General features: G+C 60.5%; 19 protein-coding genes, 1 tRNA gene and 1 pseudogene. 12 read left to right on the forward strand and 9 right to left on the reverse strand.

Annotated features, from left to right (window positions below):
* Positions 1-552 precede the first annotated feature (552 nt).
* Entirely contained in the window at positions 553-861 is a 309-nt protein-coding gene (locus NKF26_RS00005; RefSeq protein WP_253224715.1) for a non-histone chromosomal MC1 family protein, read from the reverse strand.
* Between the two features lie 243 nt (positions 862-1,104).
* Here NKF26_RS00005 and NKF26_RS00010 point away from each other — a divergent pair, with 243 nt between their 5' ends.
* A complete protein-coding gene (locus NKF26_RS00010; protein WP_007982308.1) occupies positions 1,105-1,302 on the forward strand; it encodes a hypothetical protein in 198 nt (65 codons plus the stop codon).
* A 42-nt stretch (positions 1,303-1,344) separates the two neighbouring features.
* On the forward strand, positions 1,345-2,403 hold the full coding sequence (locus NKF26_RS00015) for a quinone-dependent dihydroorotate dehydrogenase (RefSeq protein WP_253224716.1): 1,059 nt from the start codon (positions 1,345-1,347) through the stop codon (positions 2,401-2,403).
* A 9-nt stretch (positions 2,404-2,412) separates the two neighbouring features.
* Here the strand turns inward: NKF26_RS00015 and NKF26_RS00020 are convergent, their stop codons facing one another.
* The 3 genes from NKF26_RS00020 to NKF26_RS00030 are packed head-to-tail and all read right to left on the reverse strand — an operon-like array spanning position 2,413 to position 6,127.
* Positions 2,413-2,871: a GNAT family N-acetyltransferase gene (locus tag NKF26_RS00020; protein ID WP_253224717.1), complete on the reverse strand. Its 459-nt coding sequence runs from the start codon at positions 2,869-2,871 to the stop codon at positions 2,413-2,415.
* A 32-nt stretch (positions 2,872-2,903) separates the two neighbouring features.
* Entirely contained in the window at positions 2,904-4,619 is a 1,716-nt protein-coding gene (pheT, locus tag NKF26_RS00025; protein ID WP_253224718.1) for a phenylalanine--tRNA ligase subunit beta, read from the reverse strand.
* Positions 4,619-6,127, reverse strand: a complete 1,509-nt coding sequence (locus NKF26_RS00030) for a phenylalanine--tRNA ligase subunit alpha (protein WP_253224719.1) — start codon at positions 6,125-6,127, stop codon at positions 4,619-4,621. Before NKF26_RS00030 ends, pheT begins: the two co-directional genes overlap by 1 nt.
* A 277-nt stretch (positions 6,128-6,404) precedes the next feature.
* Between NKF26_RS00030 and NKF26_RS00035 the strand changes: the two genes are divergently transcribed.
* Together NKF26_RS00035 and NKF26_RS00040 are read left to right on the forward strand one after the other, a co-directional pair.
* The gene (locus NKF26_RS00035; RefSeq protein WP_253224720.1) at positions 6,405-7,040 is read left to right on the forward strand and encodes a trans-aconitate 2-methyltransferase; all 636 of its coding nucleotides are present in this window, start codon (positions 6,405-6,407) and stop codon (positions 7,038-7,040) included.
* A 67-nt stretch (positions 7,041-7,107) separates the two neighbouring features.
* A complete protein-coding gene (locus tag NKF26_RS00040; protein ID WP_253233882.1) occupies positions 7,108-7,593 on the forward strand; it encodes a hypothetical protein in 486 nt (161 codons plus the stop codon).
* A 72-nt stretch (positions 7,594-7,665) separates the two neighbouring features.
* Here the strand turns inward: NKF26_RS00040 and NKF26_RS00045 are convergent, their stop codons facing one another.
* The 4 genes from NKF26_RS00045 to NKF26_RS00060 all read right to left on the reverse strand — a co-directional run bounded on the left by NKF26_RS00045 (position 7,666) and on the right by NKF26_RS00060 (position 11,435).
* Positions 7,666-7,815 carry a hypothetical protein gene (locus NKF26_RS00045; RefSeq protein ID WP_253224722.1) on the reverse strand — a complete coding sequence of 50 codons (150 nt, stop codon included), beginning with the start codon at positions 7,813-7,815 and terminating at the stop codon, positions 7,666-7,668.
* Positions 7,816-7,963: 148 nt separating this feature from the next.
* Complete coding sequence (locus NKF26_RS00050) at positions 7,964-9,523, reverse strand: tryptophan--tRNA ligase (protein ID WP_253224723.1); 1,560 nt, start codon at positions 9,521-9,523, stop codon at positions 7,964-7,966.
* On the reverse strand, positions 9,520-10,551 hold the full coding sequence (gene endA, locus NKF26_RS00055; protein WP_253224724.1) for a tRNA-intron lyase: 1,032 nt from the start codon (positions 10,549-10,551) through the stop codon (positions 9,520-9,522). Before endA ends, NKF26_RS00050 begins: the two co-directional genes overlap by 4 nt.
* Before the next feature lie 134 nt (positions 10,552-10,685).
* A complete protein-coding gene (locus NKF26_RS00060) occupies positions 10,686-11,435 on the reverse strand; it encodes an endonuclease NucS domain-containing protein (protein ID WP_253224725.1) in 750 nt (249 codons plus the stop codon).
* A gap of 94 nt (positions 11,436-11,529) precedes the next feature.
* Between NKF26_RS00060 and NKF26_RS00065 the strand changes: the two genes are divergently transcribed.
* On the forward strand, positions 11,530-12,198 hold the full coding sequence (locus tag NKF26_RS00065) for an HAD family phosphatase (protein WP_253225571.1): 669 nt from the start codon (positions 11,530-11,532) through the stop codon (positions 12,196-12,198).
* Here NKF26_RS00065 and NKF26_RS00070 read toward each other — a convergent pair.
* Positions 12,167-14,509: a DEAD/DEAH box helicase gene (locus tag NKF26_RS00070; protein ID WP_253233883.1), complete on the reverse strand. Its 2,343-nt coding sequence runs from the start codon at positions 14,507-14,509 to the stop codon at positions 12,167-12,169. The two genes, NKF26_RS00065 and NKF26_RS00070, sit on opposite strands and share 32 nt — an antisense overlap.
* A 238-nt stretch (positions 14,510-14,747) precedes the next feature.
* Between NKF26_RS00070 and ilvA the strand changes: the two genes are divergently transcribed.
* The 7 genes and pseudogenes from ilvA (at position 14,748) to thsB (ending at position 20,093) form a co-directional block, all read left to right on the forward strand.
* The gene (gene ilvA / locus NKF26_RS00075; RefSeq protein ID WP_253224727.1) at positions 14,748-15,959 is read left to right on the forward strand and encodes a threonine ammonia-lyase; all 1,212 of its coding nucleotides are present in this window, start codon (positions 14,748-14,750) and stop codon (positions 15,957-15,959) included.
* Positions 15,960-16,028: 69 nt separating this feature from the next.
* Entirely contained in the window at positions 16,029-16,409 is a 381-nt protein-coding gene (locus NKF26_RS00080; protein ID WP_066139611.1) for a Rid family detoxifying hydrolase, read from the forward strand.
* 8 nt (positions 16,410-16,417) lie between these two features.
* Positions 16,418-16,606, forward strand: a complete 189-nt coding sequence (locus NKF26_RS00085; protein WP_253224728.1) for a hypothetical protein — start codon at positions 16,418-16,420, stop codon at positions 16,604-16,606.
* A gap of 42 nt (positions 16,607-16,648) precedes the next feature.
* Positions 16,649-16,730 (forward strand) — tRNA-Ser (locus tag NKF26_RS00090).
* A gap of 186 nt (positions 16,731-16,916) precedes the next feature.
* On the forward strand, positions 16,917-17,540 hold the full coding sequence (locus tag NKF26_RS00095) for a CAP domain-containing protein (protein WP_253233884.1): 624 nt from the start codon (positions 16,917-16,919) through the stop codon (positions 17,538-17,540).
* A gap of 72 nt (positions 17,541-17,612) precedes the next feature.
* Entirely contained in the window at positions 17,613-18,173 is a 561-nt protein-coding gene (locus NKF26_RS00100; protein ID WP_253224730.1) for a hypothetical protein, read from the forward strand.
* Between the two features lie 271 nt (positions 18,174-18,444).
* Positions 18,445-20,093 (forward strand): annotated as a pseudogene (thsB, locus tag NKF26_RS00105) (thermosome subunit beta).
* Positions 20,094-20,257 lie beyond the last annotated feature (164 nt).

Consider the following 20,257-nt stretch of genomic DNA (forward strand, 5'->3'; position numbering starts at 1 on the left):
GAGTGCCCCCATACACTTAAGGGCATTGGATTGGCTTTCTTTCGCCCGAAACCCAGCGGGCACATCGTGAGATGTGATGGGTTTCGGGCTGACACCTCGCGGGGTGACCACGAGGCGTCCTTCGCATTTACTCAAAGTCGGGGGTTAGACTTAAGCCCGTCGAATGAAACTCTCATAGGCACAGATTAACTAGCATTATATCTCAAAGTAAGCCCACAAAAGGGAGAAATAGTTCACCAAGGGCCATTGATTTCGAGTTATCGAGCAAGCGGGCAACCGATGTGGCTCGAAGGGAACGCAACTCGGGTAGTTCGGTTTGCGGATTAGCGTAACGGTTGAACGGTTACAGCTACTGGTCGAGAGAACTATTGCGCGAGTGGAAGATCGAACCGTCATCCTACGCGTCGTGCGTTCAGTCCGGCCGGATGTGCCTCGCGCATCCTGTTATTTTTTTGAGCGAGCAAAAAAAACTTCTGCTACGCTACGCGCATGCGAAGAATACTATACTATGTAGCAGTCGAATAAAACACTCGGTTATTGAGTACGTTCGATTCACTCGTCCAGGTGCTCGATGCCCTGTTTGGAGACGTTTGCCTCCGTTATTTCGGTCGGCATCCAGTCTGGTTTGTCGTCAGGGGCCTCCTCGTGCCATGCCCAACCCTCGTAGATGTGGACTTTGTCGGTACCCTTCTCTCGAAGTCGGAGCTCGACTCTGTCCGCCGCATCTTCGGAACTACCTGGGTCAAGTCGACGTGCTGCTTTGAGCGCAGCCTGTCGAGGGGTGTTCCCCGAAAAGACACTTGATTCGTCTCCATCCGATTGGCGCAGTGCAAAGTTCCGCTTACCATCGTCACGTACCATGGTTTTCTCCTCCATGCCAACCCAGCACAGGGTCCACTATAAATATATCGCCGATATGAGCGGTTTTCGGCGATAGACATAAATAGGAGAGTTCCGCAGTATCGTGGTTTCACACTGGAAAAACAGGCCGAGCAAGGTAAGTGGTCTCGGCTCATAGGGCATTTCTAAGAGAGACGGAGCGGAACAGTACGGTAGAAAACACTTAAGTACATCCTACGGTGAAGGACTGCATAAGATACCGCGATGGTACGGAAAAAGAAGCTCAGCCCGAGTGGCGCGAAAGACGAAGACGGAGAATATCACAACGTCCACGTCAACCTACACGAAGACGAACTTGCCGTCGCTGGCATGGAGATCGGTGACGAAGTCTTTGTACGAGTTCGGGAAGACAAGATCATTATCCAGAAGGCGGATAAAGACGAGGTCGAACACGAATTTTAGGTCGCCGCGGGCACCCCGCAGGTGATTTTCATTCGAAGAACGATGAACGGATACGAGGTCGTTAAACCACTTTTATTCCAGTTGCCAGCAGAGCGTGCACACAGCACGGTTCACACGCTCTTGAGAACGGTGCAGGGGACACCGGCCGAGCGATTGCTCGGGATGAACTACCGAGTCACCGACCCCCGCCTGACGGTCGACGCGCTCGGCCAGAGATTTCCCAACCCGGTCGGTGTCGCTGCCGGGTTCGATAAGAACGCGGAGATTCCCTCCGCATTGGCGAGCCTCGGGTTCGGACACGTGGAAATCGGGGGTGTAACTGCGGAGGCCCAACCGGGCAACCCGAAACCGAGAATGTTCCGACTCCGCGAGGACGAAGGTATCATCAACCGGATGGGGTTCAACAACCACGGAGCCGACAGAATCGGTGCACGCATGGCAATGCAGTCGCTCCCGGACGTTCCCGTGGGAGCGAACATCGGGAAGTCGAAGACGACCCCATTGGAGACGGCAGAGGAGGACTATCTGTACAGCTACGAGCGCGTTTCCTCGCACGCCGACTACTTCGTCGTGAACGTCTCCAGTCCGAACACGCCCGGTCTACGTGAACTACAGAACCGCGAGAATCTCGAACGGATCTTGACGACGCTACAGGATGCAGGCGCAAGTCCGTTACTCGTGAAGCTCTCGCCGGACCTGCCGGAGCCAGCGATCGCGGACGCACTCGATCTCGTGGCGGAACTCGGGTTGGACGGCGTCATCGCCACGAACACGACGACCGACCGCCCCGAAACGCTCCGGAGCGAGTACCGAGACGAAGATGGCGGGCTATCGGGAATGCCGATCCAAACGCGTGCAACGGAGATGATTCGATTCGCCGCCGAACGGGTGGACGTTCCAATCATCGGTGTGGGGGGAATCTTCACCGCCGAGGACGCGTACGAGAAGATTCGTGCAGGTGCACACGTCGTCCAGTTGTACACCGGTCTCATCTATCAAGGGCCGTCAATAGCGCGTGATATCAACGAAGGACTGCTTGAACTCCTCGATCGGGACGGCTACGACAGTATCGAGGACGCCATCGGAGCGGACCTTTCGTAGAATCACTCGTCAGGCATCACGCCGCATTTCGAGAAATTCGTACTCCCCACCGTTGGTTTCCTGTACGAACACCTCGACGCGCTCGAATCCAACCTTCTCATAGACAGAAATCGCGCGGTCGTTGAACGTCGCGACGGCGAGGGAGAACTCCTCGGGGTCGTACTCCTTCCGAGCGAACACCAACCCGGCTTCGACGAACGACCGTCCGTTGCCTCGTCCGGTGAGATGGGGATGCATCCCGAGCCCTATTTCGAGCGTTCCATCCGAGAATTCGAACGAGAAGAAACCGGCGCGTTCGTCATCTGCAGCGAACACCGCGTACTTGTCGTCCCAGTTAGTCGGATTAGTGAACAGCGCCAAATCCTCTGGGTCACTCTCCATGTCGTAGAAATCGTACGGCGGGTCGTAGTGCCACGAGACGATGGCGCGCACATCGTCCACAGTGATAGGACGAAATTCGTAGTTCATAGAAAAACCGCCACACGAAAAGGAGTTAGTCGTTACTCTAGTGCGTCCAGTCGGAACTCGAATCCGGTGACCGGAACCTCCAGGTCGTGCTCAACGAGCACTTCCGGATGGATTTCGCCGACGATTCCGACCGTCTCCCCGTCGATGACGACGGCGGCCGCACGGCCGGAGATGAACGACGGGTGCTCCGTCGGGGGCGTTTCGAGGGTCACGTCGAAGTTGCGAGCGATGGCTTGCAGACGCGCCTTGGCGTCCTCGTAGGAGGCGTCGTAGCGCGCGAGGACGCCAGCCACGGTTCGGTGTTCGGCGACGCCCGTGTTCTCCGAGTCGTCAACTGCCGCCGCCAGACCGATTTCCGTGAGGTCCTGCGGGTACGTGCGGTGAGTGTTGTTCTCCAGCACCATCATGAGCGAGGGGAGCGCCCACGTTCGGAGCATGGTGTAGTCCTCGCTGTAGGGGTTTTTGATGGTCGCAGGAGTGCCCCCGCCGACGACGTCGGTGCTGGGTTCCACGCGCATGCGCTCGAAGTTCTCCTCCTCGCTTATCATGTGGAAGTTGAGCAGGTCCTCGAAGCCGAGACCGACGAGAACCTCGCGCGCTGCGTCTTCGAGTTGCGAGCGCTCGTGTCGGCCGCCGACCGTCCCCACGTCAGGGTAGCGGGGCGAGAGGTCGTTGAAGCCGTATGCGCGGCCGATGTCGTCCACGATGTCTACGGGGTGGAGCACGTCCACGCGATAGGGCGGAATTTCCACCTCGTAGACGACGCCCCCGTCGTCGGTCTCCTCGGCTTCGCCGGAGAGGCCGGAGTGGGCCAACAGGTCCAGCACTTCGTCCGGGGTGAACTCGATACCGAGCAGGGTCTCGATACGGTCGTGGGTGACCTCCTTGGTCGTCACGTCGAAGTTCGGCCGGACCAGCGTTCGGTCGTCGTATTCGACTTCGACTTCCTCGATGGTGCCGCCGCGGGCGTCAAGCGCGTAGCAGATGATGGCACACATCTTGTCGATGGTCCACTGGTCGGTTCCGGTGAGTTCGACGAACAGGTTGCGCGAGTCGGCTTCGACCTCGGTCCGGCGGCCGTTGATCACCGGCGGGAACGAGAACAGACCGATATCGTCGTAGATGGCCGGGTAGCGGTCGTACTCCGAGACCAGATCGGCGTACTTCTCGCCGGTCGGGTGGGCACGCAGGACTTCGTCGGGTGTCATCTCGGCGTCCGCGTCGAGCGGCACGAACCGGTCGCCGTCGGGGTCGACGCCGACGTAGCGAATGGAGTTGCCGCCTTCCTCGGTGGCCGAACTCCCCTTGAGCATCGTCAAATCGTGAATCCCGATGGCACCTTTCGCACGTTTGCGACCCATCGTCGCGTGGAGTTTCTCCTGCAGTTGGATGAGCGAGTCGAGTGCGTCCTCGCTGAGGTTCACGCCACGGACGATCGCACCGGTGACATAGGGGCGTTCCTCGGGGACGCTCTCGTCCACCTCGATGGTCCAGTCCGCGTCGTTCAGCTTCGGGACGTAGACGCCGCTGTCGTCGCCGTACTGGTAGCGAAGCGAGCGCGCGACACCCTCGATGGAAAGACGGTCGAGGCGGTCAGGGGCGAACTCCAACTGCATGTCGCCGTCCTCCGTGTCGCCCTCGTACTCCAGGCCGAGGCCGAACATGTCCTCCTTGAGTTCGTCGTCGCTCTTTTCGTCGTGACCGGTCAGTTGTCGCAGTTCGTCGGGGTTGACATCGACAGTTGGCATCAGTGAATCACCTCCACGTCGCGGAGCAGTTCGAGGTCACACAGCGTCCCGTGAACGTCGCGGATGTCCTCGAAGCCGTACATCAACATCAGCAGGCGTTCCAGGGCGAGACCCCACGCCATCACGTCGCACTCGACGCCGAGGGGTTCGAGCACCTCGGGACGGAACATCCCGCTGTTCCCGATTTCGATGAGTTCACCCGTCTCCGGGTGGTTGCCGAACAGTTCGAAACTCGGCTCAGTGTACGGGTTGTAGTGCGGTTTGAACTGGATGTCCGTGATACCGAACTGGGCGTAGAACTCCTCGAACGTACCCATCAGGTCACGAACCGAGAGGTCCTCGGCCATCACCCAGCCCTCGATCTGGAAGAACTCCAGCAGGTGAGTCGGGTCGAGCGTGTCGTTGCGGTACACCTTTTCGACGCTGAAGAAGCGCTGTGGCGGTTCCAACTCGCCCTGCGCATAGCCCGAGAGGTATCGCATCGACAACGAGGTGGTGTGCCCGCGAAGCGCGATTGCTCGTGCGAAGTCCTCGTCCCACGGCGAGTGATATCCCTCGCCGTTTTCGCCGACACCTTCGAGGTGCGCGCTGTGGACGCGCTCCACGAGGTCCTCCGGCAAGTCCCCGATTTCGGTGGGGTTCGACAGCGCGAACCGGTCCCAGTGGGTGCGCGCCGGGTGGTCCTGGGGCATGAACAGACAGTCGTTGATCCAGAAGTCCGCGTCCGCGTGCGGGCCGTCCATCTCCTCGAAGCCCATGCCGACGAGCACGTCCTTGACGCGGTTCGCGGTCTGGCGCAGGATGTGAACCTTGCCGCCGTCGACTCGCTCGGCGTCGGCCGCGACGTTGTACTCGGCGAACTCCACGTCGCGCCAGTCGCCGGTCGTGAGCATTTCCGGTGTTAGCTGGCCGACCGTCTCGGCCGCTTCGATACCTTCCATCATCGCGGTGACGCCCGCCTCGGTCAGCGTCACGGAGCGAACCGTCGATTCGGAGCGCTCGACGAGGCCGCGGCTTTCCAACTGGTCCAGCGTGTCCGCGTCGTCCACGGATTCCCCATCCGCGAGCGCGGCGAGCGCGCTCGCTTCGTCGTCCTCGTCCGGGTTCGCGTCGGGGTCGACCGTGATTTCGCCGCTGTCGATGCTCCCGTAGCCCTTTCGAGCGTAGTTCGAGAGGGCGATGTTCACTTGCGGACCGCCGAGTCCGGATCCCCCGATGGGTTGGCCCATCTGAACGGCGTCGTCGTCAGCCCCGGCGTCGATGGCTGCCTCGTAGAGGGCAATTTCCGGCAGTCCGTCCTCGGCGTACTCCTCGCCTTCCTCGGTCAGCGAGACGGATTCCTCGGTTCGTTCGTCGATCGACAGCAGTCCCTCGTCTTCGAGTTCGAAGACCGCGCCCGTCACCGTCTCCGGTTTCAGACCGGTCTCCTCGGCGAGTTCCGCTATCGTCTGTTCGTCGTTCGCGCTCGCGGCTTCCAACACCGCGACCTGTGATTCTGGTAGTTTCATGTCCACTGGTAGTCGTTGGTCGTATCTCCCGTTCCGCCGGTTTAGCCCTTCTGAAGACAGACGGACCACTCGGGCTCCTGCACCCGGTTTCGTCCTCCCGCCGCGGGAGGAGTCCACCGACCGCTCAGACCGCGATAAAAAAGCCGAATCCCAGCGGTGGCCGTGGTTCGACTGCACTACTGCCATGGTGGGATTCGGATGGCATGGCTGAATGGTGGCGTCAAATCGACAAAAGGGTTCCGGAGGGGTTTACCCCACATGGCGTGATTTGGGGACGATGATGGACTGGGAGCGGTTCTACGACAGGGCGAACTACGACCGCTGTGCCTACATCGGCGGCGAGCGGATGGCAGACCTCGTGGAGCGATCTTTCGAACGGGAGGGCACGCCCGAGAACTTCGCGTCGGTTGGCTGTGGACCGGCGGTCGTCCCGTTCCTCCTCGCCGAGCGCCACCCCGACATCGACGTGTACGGGTTCGACATCTCGGAAACGGTCGTCCGGGACAACGCCGAGAAAGCGACGGAAGAAGGGTTGAACAACCTCCATTTCGCGGTCGATTCGCTCCCGAATCTCGATAGGAATCGGAAATTCGACGTGGTGTACTGCGTCGCCACGCTCTATTTCGTGGACGAACCGCGCCGAGCAATCGAGAACCTGTACTCACACGTTCGAGCGGGAGGTCATCTCATTTTGAACTATCCGAACGAACAGAGCAGGAGAACGTTCGATAGGGAGTTCGAGGGACGCAAACGGGAATCGTTCGAACTCGTCTTGAGCGGCGCGAATATCATTAGCGAGGATGTCGTTCGGAACATAACTGGCGCGAAAACGCGGAGCTACTGGGAACTGATAGACGCCGAAGACGAGGAGTTCGTTGATTCGGCGACTCCGTGTGTCGTCGTCGAGAAGTGAGGAGAGTATCCGGTCATCATTCGTAGTTCGTAGCTGGGTTCTTACCTGTAGAAAACGAATATTAGCTATGTCCGCTATCGCAACCCGAGGAGGGACGGTACGATGGCTCCGCGGCCTCTGGGAGTACTATCGAGAGTACACCCACACGGCGATACATGCGGCCGCGACCGCGGCGCTCACCGCATTCGGGTTGCTTATCTTCGTCAACAAACTGTTCGTGCTGCTGGCGATTGCCTCGTACGTTTTCCCGCCGGTTATCCTCTACAGCATCGGATTCAACGTCGAAAAATCGCCATCCTCTCCCGAGACCGGTGCTGGCCAAACGATTGCCGGAGCGAATTCGAGCGGGACTTCGAAAAGCGACGGGGGAAGCACGGGTACGATTAGGCATGACGGGGACGCGGATTCGGACGGATACGACGGCGATACCGATTCCGATAGCGATGACGGCGACACTGATTCGGACAGCGATGACGGCGACACTGATTCGGACAGCGATGACGGCGACACTGATTCGGACAGCGACGACGGAGATACCGACTCTGACGGATGATGGTATCGATCATCGAAATTCATACGAACGCGATGCGTCGAACGGGAAGCAAGCGCGTGGAGGTCGGTCCGATTAGCCGTCGGCGTCCGGTGCAGAGGACTGCTGATGTTGGTATCCCAGGAAGAAGAGACCGAGACCGATGAGAATGAGGATGACTCCGGGAATGAGGAGGATGAAACTCGGACCACAGGGGTTACCGACGCTACTATTGGGAGTGCACATCTGGTCTCGAAACCCGAGCCAGATCAAAAACACACCGACGACGACACCGGATACACCGAATCCTTCGAACGAACGGAGCCGTGACATCACGTTTGAGATAGAGACCGGACCCGCAAAACACTTCTGAAGCGTCGAAATCGGGAATCGGTTATCGACGCGAGGATTCCAACTCGATATCCAAGCCGTCCAACAGTTCTTCCGCCTCTTCACGCTTTTCCTGGTGGTCTTCCAGGAACTCCTTCATGAGTTGAGCGGCCTGCTCCTTGCAGTCGCCACAGAGGCGCTCGCCGGAGACACATTCGTCGTAGACCTCCTTCGTGAACTCGTCGTCGTCACCCGCGAGGAGGTAGGCGTACAGTTCGTACACCGGACATTCGTCGGCCTTTCCGCCCAACTCGCGCTGTTTTTCGGCGGTTTCGCGGCCGCCCGTCGTCGCGGATCTCACCTTGTCGTAGCCGTCCTCGGGGTCGTCGAGCAGGCTGATGTGGCTGGCCGGAACCGACGAGGACATCTTGCCGCCCGTCAGACCGGTCATGAATCGGTGGTAGATCGACGATGGCATGATGAAGCCGTAGCCATCGTTCTCGATTTCGATTTCACGGGCGAGGGTTTTGGCCTCCTCCCGCGAGTAGTCGAACACGTCGATGTGCTCGTCGAACACCCGTTTTTCGCCCTCGATGGCGTCGATGAGTGCCCCATATGCCGCTTCTGTCGCGTTGCGGTCGAGGAACCGAACACGGGGGCGAAGCGGCTCCATGCCGGCGTTTTCGAGCTTCGAGATGGTCGTCTCGACGGCCGGAACGTCCGGGTCGCCGTTCTCGGCGAGCCACGCGGCCGCGTCCTCACAGCGGGGCATCTCGGGGTCCTCGGCGTACTCCTCGCGTGCTTCGTACGCCGCCGCGATGTGAGACAGTTCCGTCTCGTCCGCCTCGAAACTCGCGTAAGCTTTCGTCACGCCGAAGTAGCGCATCCGAACCGCCAGGTCGCGGGCCAACCTGACGTGCGGGTCCTGGTCGGGACCGACCGGAATGACGGTCGGTTTCGGTTCGTCGAGTTGCGGGTAGAGGATGTCCGCCATCTGCGTGACGACGCTCTGGACGTGCGAGACGTTGGTTTCGCCGTCGAAGCCGTAGATGGACTGGAACTCCGAGAAGTTGGCCTTCGACCCGAGTTCGAACGCCAAATCCTGTAGTTCGCGGTTCTCGGACTGGCGGTAGAGCGTCCCCGTCTCGGCGTCGAACCCGAGGGCGATGAGCGAGAGCAGGTAATCCCGCGAATGCTCGTCGATTTCCTCCCACGAGAGGCCACGGGCGCTGTGGGCTTCGAGGTCCGCGATGAGCCCGTAGGTGTCCCCGCCCTGCTGTTGATGCCAGATGAGTTCGTCGAACACCAGTTTGTGTCCGATGTGCGGGTCACCGGTCGGCATGAACCCCGACAGCGCGGCGAACGGTTCGTCGTTCTGCATCGCCTCGGCCACGCGGCGGTAGCCACGGTCGCCGAAGATGACGCTCCGGCGCATCAGGTAGTGTGGGTCCGGAACCGCCGGGAGGACGTCGTCGAACTCCTCGATACCGAACTCCTCAAACAGTTTGCGGTAGTCGGACACCGTCGCCGACCCCCACGGGTCGAGGACGACGTCGTCCTCCCCCGTTGCGGTACCACCGTCGGGCAGGAGTCCGCCCGTTTCGGATGAATCGTCTCGTGTCATGGTGTAAGTCGTGTCACCGACAGCCAAGTGTCTATTCGTTCGTTCTCCGTGATGAGCGCAAAAATCATTTGCTTTCGTACCCCGTGTGCCAGTCGAACGTCGAGCGCGAGGTCACGCGGGACGAACTCGTAGTCGTCCTTCAACACCCGAATCAGATACTCCGAGTGCCCGAGGTCGTCCACCGACTTCACGTCGGCGTAGGTCCGGAAATCCGCGCCGAACTTGAATCCCGTCTTCGGGACCACGCCATGTTCCCGAAGGGTTCGATACACCAGCAAGCGGCGGTCGAACCGCTCGCCTTCGACCTCCTCACCTCGCTCGACTATGTCGTCGTACGTTCCCCCGATTTCGAGATTACCCTCCGCGACCAGATGGGCGGCCTCCACGAGCGACAACTGTAGAATCCCCGTCGCGTCGCGTCCACCCATCTGCTGGCCGTAAAACGCCTTGCCGTGGAGTTCGTCGGGAGCGTCCCACACCAGCACGCGGTCGCCGACGATCGACCCGGAAAGGTCGGTCGGTACGTCGTGATCCGTCGTCCCCTCGATCTCGATGCGATCGGTCTCGAAGTAGGTGATTTCGCTCTCCTCGTCCACGATCGCGAGGACCACGTCGCCTAGCTCCGCGACGGGAATCGGATCGCGCTCGCTCGCGACCCGAATCCGGTGTGACACCTCGTCGTCCCACGGGCCGCTCCCGCGCGGATAGACGACGAAATCCGACGACGGGTGGGGGTTCGACACCCATCCCTCTCGATCCGGCGAGAGGTAGAACCCGCGCTCTCGAAGGTTTGCGTAGACGAGGAATCGGGCCGCAAATCCGTTGCCAGTCGATTCCTGTAAAAATTTCTGAAATCCGTTACCATCGACCGAGTCGAGGTCGCCGCGAAGCAGGAGGTGGGCGGCTTCGACGCGTGAAAACGCTACCTCGTTGCCACTGAGTGGGCGACCGTATCCCCGCGAATCGTAGTACCGCTGGCGGGCGTCGCCGCCGACACGGACTTCGTCGTCGCGTAGGCTTCCATCCATACGTCTTCTGTGATGTGGGCCTTCAAATGCACTACGACTCAGGGACGAACTCACCCGACCGTCCGGAGAACGGTGTTCTGCCACCCCGTTAATACACCACTCGGACGGCCGAGAGAGCAGTCATCGATGGGAAATCAGCCCTCCAAACGGCCGTCTTCGAACATCTCGCAATCGGTGTTCAAACACCGACGACCTGTCGAGGTTCGGAACACGGGAAGGCCACAGTCACACGAACCCACGATCATCCCGTTCGGAATTCCGAAGCCGACCTCGCAGTCGGGATAGCGGTCGCATCCCGCGATGATACTGCCCTTGTTCAGAATTCGCATGTCGGCTCCGCAGTCGGGACAGTCCCATTCCCGGTCGAATCGTCGCCGCACGGCCTCGAAAACGGTGCCGCAGTCGCGGTCGATACAGAGTTCGAATTCGGCTCCGCGTTCGACGTGCATGGACGGTAGGCCGCAGTCACACGTTTCCGTTCCGATACTGGCCCGACGCGGAATCGGATACTCCTCGTGACAACCGAGACACGAAACCGCTCCCTTGGCTCGCGTGAGCGTGCCGTCGCAGTGTGGGCAGGTTCCGACGGAAATCCCGGCGACTGAGCCCGGATAGCGGGAAATCCCGTGGCAGGCGTGACAATCGACGCGAACGCGATGGTCGTCGGTCGCGGCGACGAGCGTGAACGAATCGCCGTCGAGCGAGGCGTGGGCGGTTTCCGCACGGGTGAGCCATTCGACCGGTTGATAGCCATCCACGTCGTGGACGAGGAGGGTATCGTCGGGTTTGAGGATGGCGACGACCTCGCCGCGCCGCTGTCCGTGGGTGTCGCCGTCCGTCGTAATCGTACAGTCACCGGCGAACACGCGAATCGTGTCTGTCATGGCCCGGGTTGGTTCCGTGTTCGTATTTGAACGTTCGGGCCAAGGGTTTTGAGTGAAAAGGATGAACGAAGAGAAAATGGAAGAGATAGAAGAAATGGAAGGAGCAGAGCGACAGGCAGTGCTGTTCGACATGGACGGCGTCATCGTGAACTCGGAGGATTTCTGGGCGGAACTCGAAGAGGAGATCATCTTCCCCGAAGTGGGCGTGGAGGATATCGGCGACAACGAGATCACCGGGATGAACTTCCGCGAGATCTACGACTATCTGGACGAGGAGTACGGGACCGACGTGACGAAATCGGAGTTCATCTCCCTCTACGACGGAATCGCCGAGGACCTCTACGGCGAGCACGTCTCGCTGATGGACGGCTTTCACGACCTGTTGGACGACCTACGAGCGGACGGGACCGACGTGGCGCTCGTGTCCTCGTCACCTCACGACTGGATAGAAATAGTCACCGACCGCTTCGACCTCGAATTCGAGGAAGTCGTCAGCGCCGACGACATCGACGCTCCCGGCAAGCCCGAACCGGCAATCTACGAGTACGCGGCCGGGTTGCTCGACTATCGAGCCAACGAGTGTGCCGCGGTCGAGGATTCAGAACACGGCGTCGAATCGGCCGTTCGGGCCGGGACGTACTGTGTCGGCTATCCGAACGGTGCGAAAGAACTCGACCTCACGATGGCGAACGTGGTCGTCTCCTCACCCGCCGAATTGCACGAAGAACTGCTCACTCGACCTGCACGGACCGAACGTCGGTAACCGGCAGGAGAGGGAGGTCGGGGAACGCGACGCGAACGGTGAACTCCATCTCGTCGGCCGTGCCCCCGAAGACGCCGACGGGAATCGTCGTCTCGCCGTCGAGATACGTCGATTTTTCCGTCATTTCGACGCCGTTGACAGTCACGTCGATAGCTGCTTGCTCGCGGTTACCACGGTTCTTGATGGTGACCTCGCGCATGTCGTTCTCGCCGCGAGCGATTCGGCTCGGGAACGACCCCCATTCGATCTCCAAGTCGGGAAGCTTGCGGGCGCTGGCTTCGACCTGTTCGGCGACGCCCTCGGTGAGACCCGCATCGACCAACCCATCGACGCCAACGGCGCGCACGTCGGCGGGCGTTTCCAGACCTTCCGTCGCCAATTTGCTGGACCGCCCGGCACCCACCCCATCGATCGCGGTGAGTCCGACAGCGCTTTCCCCGACGCCGTTTTCGACGCGGGCCTCGATTCGGGTGACGAGGTTCGCGGCGACCGGCCTGTCGAGCCGTTTCAGGAACGCACGGAGCGCCGCGAGCAGTCGAACCGCGTTCTGCTGGATGACCCACGCGTCGCTCCGCAAGTCGCCCGGCGTCGAACCCGTCATGCTGGAACGGAGGATGGCGAGCACCTTCCGCCCGCCCGCTTCGAGGTCGCCGGAATCCTGTCCGACGAGGACGGAATTGATGGCGTCACGCTCGGCTTGACGGGCACTCACGCTGTCGAACTCGGCCGCGCCAGCGACCGTTTCGAGCACCTTCGGCACGTCGATGTCGTCGGCCTCCGCGAGGCGGCGGAACCGTTCGGCCGTGTCGAGGTTGAGGTAAAATTTCGAGGCGAGCATGGCGAGCGCCGTGCCCTCGATGGAGAGGTCGTCGCCCTGCTCCACGAATCCGCGCGAGACGAGGCGCTGAAGCGTGTTTCTGACGCGCTCACGGTGATTTTCGAAATCGTACTCGTCGGGTTTCGTCTGGGCGCGGACGTAGTAGAACGTGGTTTGAAGCCACGACATCACATCGTCCAGATCCGAGATGGTGCCCATCGCGATTTCGGCGTTGAGATGGGAGTCCAAATCCTCCGCGAGACGGGATTCGATCTCCTTGCCTTCGCGCAGGAGTTTTCGGTACTTGTCCGCGTCCTTGAAGTCACAGACGACCCACCCGTAGCCCACGTCGTCGTAGCCGGGACGGCCCGCCCGTCCGAGCATCTGGAGCACGTCGAGCGGACTCATGTCCACCTCGCCTTCGAGCGGGTCGTGGAGTTTGGTGTCGCGCAGGACGACACATCGGGCGGGGAGATTCACACCCCACGCGAGCGTGGAGGTGGAAAAGAGGAGCTGAATCTTTCCCTGTTTGAACCACTCCTCGACCCGGTCGCGGTCGTTCTTCGACAGTCCCGCGTGGTGAAACGCCACGCCGTCGAGCACGGAGTTTCTGAGGGTATCGTTTCGCAGTTCCTGCGTTTCGGTATGGAAATCGTAGTCGCCGCGCGCACCGATGGGGATGTCCCGCTCGGCGATTTCGTCGCGGGCCTTCTTCGCGGCCTGCACGGTGTCCTGCCGCGAGGCGACGAAGACGAGCGCCTGTCCGTCCTCGCGGATGTGTGGCTCCGCGAGGTCCAGCGCACGATACAGCCTGCGATACTTGTCCGCGAAGGAGTTGTCCCCGTGGGAGTAGGTCTTCACGTCCGCGTGCAAATCGACGGGGCGGTAGTCGTCCCCGAACTCGAAAGTGGTCTCCGGCGGCGCGTCGAGCCAATCGGCCACGTCGCTCACGTTCGGCATCGTCGCGGAAAGCGCGACGATACGAGGGTCACAGAGCCTGCGGAGGCGTGAGATGGTGACTTCGAGGACGGCCCCGCGCTTCTCCGAATCGAGCAGGTGCACCTCGTCGATGACACAGCAGTCCACGTCGGTGATAAAGGAGTAGCGGGACGAGTCGTGTTTCCGGGTCGCCGAGTCGGTCTTCTCGGGCGTCATCACGAGGATGTCGGCGCGTTCGGCGCGCCGCGGGTTCAACTCTCGTTCTCCCGTGACGACGTACACCGAGTAGCCGAGGTCCTCGAAGCGTTCCCAGTCGCTTTCCTTCTCGTTGGTCAGCGCCCGAAGCGGGGCGATGAACAGCGCGGTGCCGTCGTCGCGCAGCGCCTTGCAGATGGCGAGTTCTGCGAGCGCCGTCTTGCCGCTCGCCGTAGGCGCGCTGGCAACGACGTTCTCGTCGCTTTCGAGCAGCGCGGGAAGCATCTCGCGTTGCATTCGGTTGAACTCCTCGAAGGCGAACGCCTCCGCGAACTGTGGAACCGCCTCGGAGACCTGCATCGTTTCGTAGGCAGAGTGGAAAGCAAAAAGGCGTTTCTGTACCGGGCTGTCAGCAGACATTTGATGAGAAATGAACATGAATTGCGAGGGCGCTCCCGGACACGGTCACGCAACGACCGTCTCGTTGCGCTTCGTTTCTTTGGGTATTCACTTGAAATCGGTCTCGCGGTGACGAACGTCAACGAATTCGCGGGGACACTTCCTAAACGATAAAGCGTCGCAAAAACTACCGACAACTATGCTAGAGCTTGAAGACGTGTTGGCGGCGCGGGAGCGGGTGGCCGAGACGGCCCGACATACACCGCTCGATTACTCTCACACTTTTACTCGGATGACGGGTGCGGAAGTCCACCTGAAACTGGAGACGTTCCAGCGGACGGGGTCGTTCAAGATTCGCGGCGCGACCAACCGCATCATGACCCTCTCGGAAGCCGAAAAGGAAGCGGGTGTCGTCACGGCCAGCGCGGGCAATCACGCGCAGGGTGTCGCACTCGCGGCCACCCGAAGCGGCGTCGATGCGAAGATCGTCATGCCGAAACACGCTCCGATTTCGAAGGTGCGTGCGACGGAGAACTACGGCGCGGAGGCCATCCTCTACGGCGAGGACTACGACGAAGCCGCCGAGCGCGCCCACGAAATCGAGGAGACGGAGGGCCGAACCTACGTCCACGCCTTCGACGACGAGAAGGTGATGGCGGGGCAGGGGACCATCGGACTGGAGATCATGGACGACCTTCCCGAGGTCGAAACCGTCGTGGTCCCCATCGGTGGTGGCGGCCTCATCAGCGGCATCGCAACCGCCATCAAGGGACGGAACCCCGATGCCCGAGTCATCGGCGTGCAGGCCGAGGGCGCATCGAGCGTGGCCGACTCGCTCCAGAAGGGGAGCGTCCAGACGCTCGACAGCGTTGATACCATCGCGGACGGAATCGCCACCCGAAGCGTCGGCCAGCGGACGTTCGACGTGATAGACGCCCGCGTGGACGAGGTCGTCACCGTCTCGGATTCGGAAATCGCGGTGGCGGTCTCCTACCTGCTCGAACGCGGCAAGACGCTCGTGGAGGGTGCGGGTGCGGTGAGTCTCGCCGCGATCCTCGGAGGCAAGTTCGACTACGCGGACGACGAGGTGGTCGTCCCCGTCCTCAGCGGCGGTAACATCGACATGAACCTCCTCACGACCGTCATCGTGCGCGGACTCGTTGAAACCGGGCGCTACGTCAAACTCAAGACGGTACTCAAGGACCGACCCGGTTCGCTGCGAAAACTCCTCGACGTCATCGCGGATGCACAGGCGAACATCTACGCCATCCAGCACGACCGCACCTCCCGCGACATCGGTATGAACGCGACGGAGGTCGAACTGGACCTCGAAACACGCGGCCCGGAGCACGTCGACAACCTTCTCGACTCCCTGCGAGAGAACGGGTTCGACGTGGAAGTGCTGGTCTGAGCGGATCGGTGGTTGATTTTTCGCCCCCTATTGACGTAGGTTTAAGTTCCACGGCCCGAAGTGACGTGCATGAAACGAATCATCAGCACGCAGGACGCTCCCGAGGCGGTTGGCGCGTACAGTCAGGCAACGACGAACGGTGACATTCTCTTCACCGCAGGTCAGATTCCGATGACGCCCGACGGCGAGCTCCTCGCCGACGAGGACATCTCGGTGCAGACGCGCCAGAGCCTGGAGAACGTCAAAGGCATCCTCGAAGAGGAAGGGCTGAACATGCAGGACGTGCTGAAAGTGACCGTCTTCATGGACGACATCGAGGACTTCGACGAGATGAACGAATCCTACCAGGAGTACTTCCAGGACAATCCACCGGCCCGCAGCGCCGTCGAAGTGGCGAACCTGCCGAAGGGCGTCGGCGTCGAAATCGAGGCCATCGCCAGCACCGAGTAAGGATAGCTGTGAATCCTCGCGTCAAGGCGAGTCTCCTGTGGGGCGTCGTCGGCGCGCTCGCGTTTCTCGTCCTCCTACAGGGGTACCAGTTGGTCACCGGCTATCGCTACTCGGTTCCGATGATCGTCGGGACGACGCTCGTCGTGGCGATCGGTGCACCGATATTCACCTACATCGCCCACGGGGCACTCGATTAGAAAAGAAGGGTTTAAACACCGCACCCGGTAACCAACAGGTAAGCCGGGATGGCCGAATGGCAAAGCGCACGCCTGGAAAGCGTGTTCCCTTATGGGATTCTGGGTTCAAATCCCAGTCCCGGCGTTTTCGAGTGAACTGCTTGGCGAGCACCGCGTAGCGTGCACTTCAAAACGGCGAACGAGAAAACGCATCGGACTGGATTTGAGCAGGAGTCTCACATTCACACCATCGAGAGCTCCGTTCGAAAATGTCGATTACCGGAACAGCAGGGCCCGACATTCATCACACCGGGGGTCGAACAGCGAACGAATGCGTACGCGCTCGCTCGTCCCGCTTTGCTTGGTCCTCCTCATCGTACTGTTCTCCGGGGCATACGTCGCTGGCTACCACGTCCCCGGCGAACGGACGCTCGATACGGCCCGCGGAGTACAGGTGGTGGACGTTCCACACGACCAGCCGAAACGGCTGACCGACCCGAACCGGACGCAGTTTCGCCGCTGGGTGGAGTTTTACGTCCATCGCGGTATCAACGAACGGCGAGCGGAACACGGACTCGCCCCGCTCGAATTCGACGGTGCGCTCCGCGACATCGCGAGAAATCACAGTGCCGATATGGGGAAGAAAAGATACTTCGCGCACGTGTCGCCGTCGGGTGCCGACCCAAATGACCGGTATCGGCGGGCAGAGTACTACTGCATTCGGGGTGCGGGGGAGAACATCGCGTACACCTACTTCGACCGGCGGGTTCGAACCGACAATGGGACCGTAGTGCGATATCGGACGGCGAAGGAACTCGCTCGTGGAATCGTTTCACAGTGGATGCACTCGCCGGAACACCGAAAGAACCTACTCTCCAAAAATTGGGAGCGAGAAGGCCTGGGAACCTATTATACTCGGGATGGAAGAATATATGCAACAGAAGACTTCTGCTAAATCGGTGCAAAAAATTAAATAGTTAGGGTCACCTCTCAAAAACGAACATTCGCCCGGTCGATAGACGACACAATGAACGAAGAAGCAGACGAGACGAAGGAGACGCCACTGTCGAGAGATATCATCTTCCAGATACTGAGCAATCAACGGCGACGATACGCACTCCACTACTTGCGACGTAGGGAAGAAGCGGCCGAAATCGGGGAGCTTGCGACGCAAATCGCGGCGTGGGAGAACGACGTCACCGTCGACGAAGTAACCTCACAACAACGCAAACGGGTGTACAACACGCTCCAACAGGCACATCTGCCGAAGCTTAACGAGACTGGCTTTATCGATTACGACCCGGCACACGGTGACATCACGTTGACCGAGCGGGCCGAGCTCTTGAACACGTATCTCGAAATCGTTCCCGACAACGACCTCCCGTGGTCGGAGTACTACTTCGTTTTGGGCTGTGTCAGCCTCGCACTGTTGACAGGGGCACAGCTCGGTGCCGGACCGTTCGGTCTCGTGCCGGTACTGTGGTGGGCACTCGGGCTCGCCGTACTGGTGACGATTTCCGGCGGGGTCCACATGTACTACCATCGAAACCATCGTCTCGGTCACAGGGAAGTGCCACGAGAAAACTGATCGAGTGGACACCGTCGGGAAGACGTTCCGAGAAACGACGGGCGTCGAGACGAGAAAGGGGAGGGGGGTATGAACTGTGCATCGGAGTATATAAATAGGAGTTTGAGAATCGGATTTTCATCGAGAGACTCGTGTTAACTAGTATCGTGATTTTCGTCGTACCGACCGCCTTACGGCGATTTTCTGTTTCAGAATTCGATCGCTGGATGTCCGCGAACGAGGCAGTGGATAAAGATTTATATAGAAGCACAATCATAGTCGCCATTGTACTATGAGTCAGCGCATGCAAGGTCAGCCGATGATCGTAATGTCCGAGGACTCCCAGCGAGTCAAGGACAAGGACGCGCAGGAACACAACATCACTGCGGCGCGAGCGGTGGCGGACGCCGTTCGCTCCACACTCGGTCCGAAAGGGATGGACAAGATGCTCGTCGATTCGATGGGCGACGTGACCATCACGAACGACGGTGTCACCATCCTCAAGGAGATGGACATCGACAACCCGACGGCCGAGATGATCATCGAAGTCGCCGAAACCCAAGAGGACGAAGCGGGTGACGGGACGACGACGGCCGTCGCGGTGACGGGTGAACTCCTCAAGAACGCACAGGACCTCCTCGAACAGGACATCCACCCGACGGCAGTCATCAAAGGCTTCCACCTCGCAAGCGAGAAAGCACGCGAGGAGATCGACAACATCGCGGACGAGGTCGACACTGACGACGAAGACCTCCTTCGCAAAGTCGCGGAAACCAGCATGACCGGCAAAGGTGCCGAACTCAACAAGGAAGTCCTGAGCCAGATCATCGTCGACGCGGTTCAGTCCGTCACCGTCGAAGAGACGGTCGACCTCGAATACGTCAACATCGAGACTCAGACCGGCCGCTCGGCTGGTGAATCCGAACTGCTCGACGGCGCGGTCATCGACAAGGACCCCGTCCACGACAACATGCCGAGCTCCGTCGAGGACGCGAAAGTTCTCCTCCTCAACGAAGCCGTCGAGGTCGAGGAAACCGACGTCGACACCGAGATCTCCATCAACGACCCCGATCAGCTCAAGAACTTCCTCGACCGCGAGGAAGCCCAGCTGAAGGAGAAGGTCGATCAGATCATGACACGGGCGCGAACGTCGTCTTCTGCCAGAAGGGCATCGACGACCTCGCACAGCACTACCTCGCGAAGGAGGGCATTCTGGCCGTCCGACGCGCAAAGAAGAGCGACATCAAGTTCCTCCGAGAGGTTCTCAACACGAACATCGTCTCGGACCTCGACAGCGCGTCCGCGGACGACGTTGCAGAAGGTAGCGTCACCCGCGACGACAGCGACGAGCTGTTCTACGTCACGGGCGGCGAGAACTCCCACGGTGTCACGCTCCTCCTCCGCGGTTCCACCGACCACGTCGTGGACGAACTCGAACGAGGTATCACGGACGCACTGGACGTCGTCGCACAGACCGTCAGTGACGGACGAGTCGTCTCCGGTGGCGGTGCCATCGAAGTCGAACTCGCCTCCCGACTCCGCGACTACTCCGACAGCGTCGAGGGCCGCGAACAGTTGGCCGTCGAAGCGTTCGCCGACTCGCTCGAACTCGTCCCGCGCGTTCTCGCCGAGAACGCTGGACTGGACTCCATCGACACGCTCGTCGACCTCCGCGCGGAACACGAGGACGGCGAGAAACGCGCCGGCCTGAACGTCTTCAGCGGCGACGTGGAAGACACGTTCGAGGCGGGCATCGTCGAGCCGGCTCACGCCAAGGAGCAGGCACTCTCCAGTGCGACCGAGGCCGCGAACCTCGTCCTCAAAATAGACGACATCATCTCCGCCGGCGACCTCTCCACCGACAAGGGTGGCGACGAAGGCGGCGCACCCGGCGGCATGGGTGGCATGGGCGGCATGGGTGGTATGGGCGGCGCGATGTAAGCGAGGTTTCGAAGAAACCTCGAATGTCGAACGGGCGAAGCCCGTGAGACGGAAGATAGGTTCAGGCTATCTTTCACTCCGCTCACCCCCGAGGAATCGTCTATTGAACTCGAACCGATTTTTTAGACTCACGTCGAATAGCGGCGCGTAGCGGATAGACTGTA

The organism is Haladaptatus sp. AB618 (assembly GCF_024136965.1).
GTDB lineage: Archaea > Halobacteriota > Halobacteria > Halobacteriales > Haladaptataceae > Haladaptatus.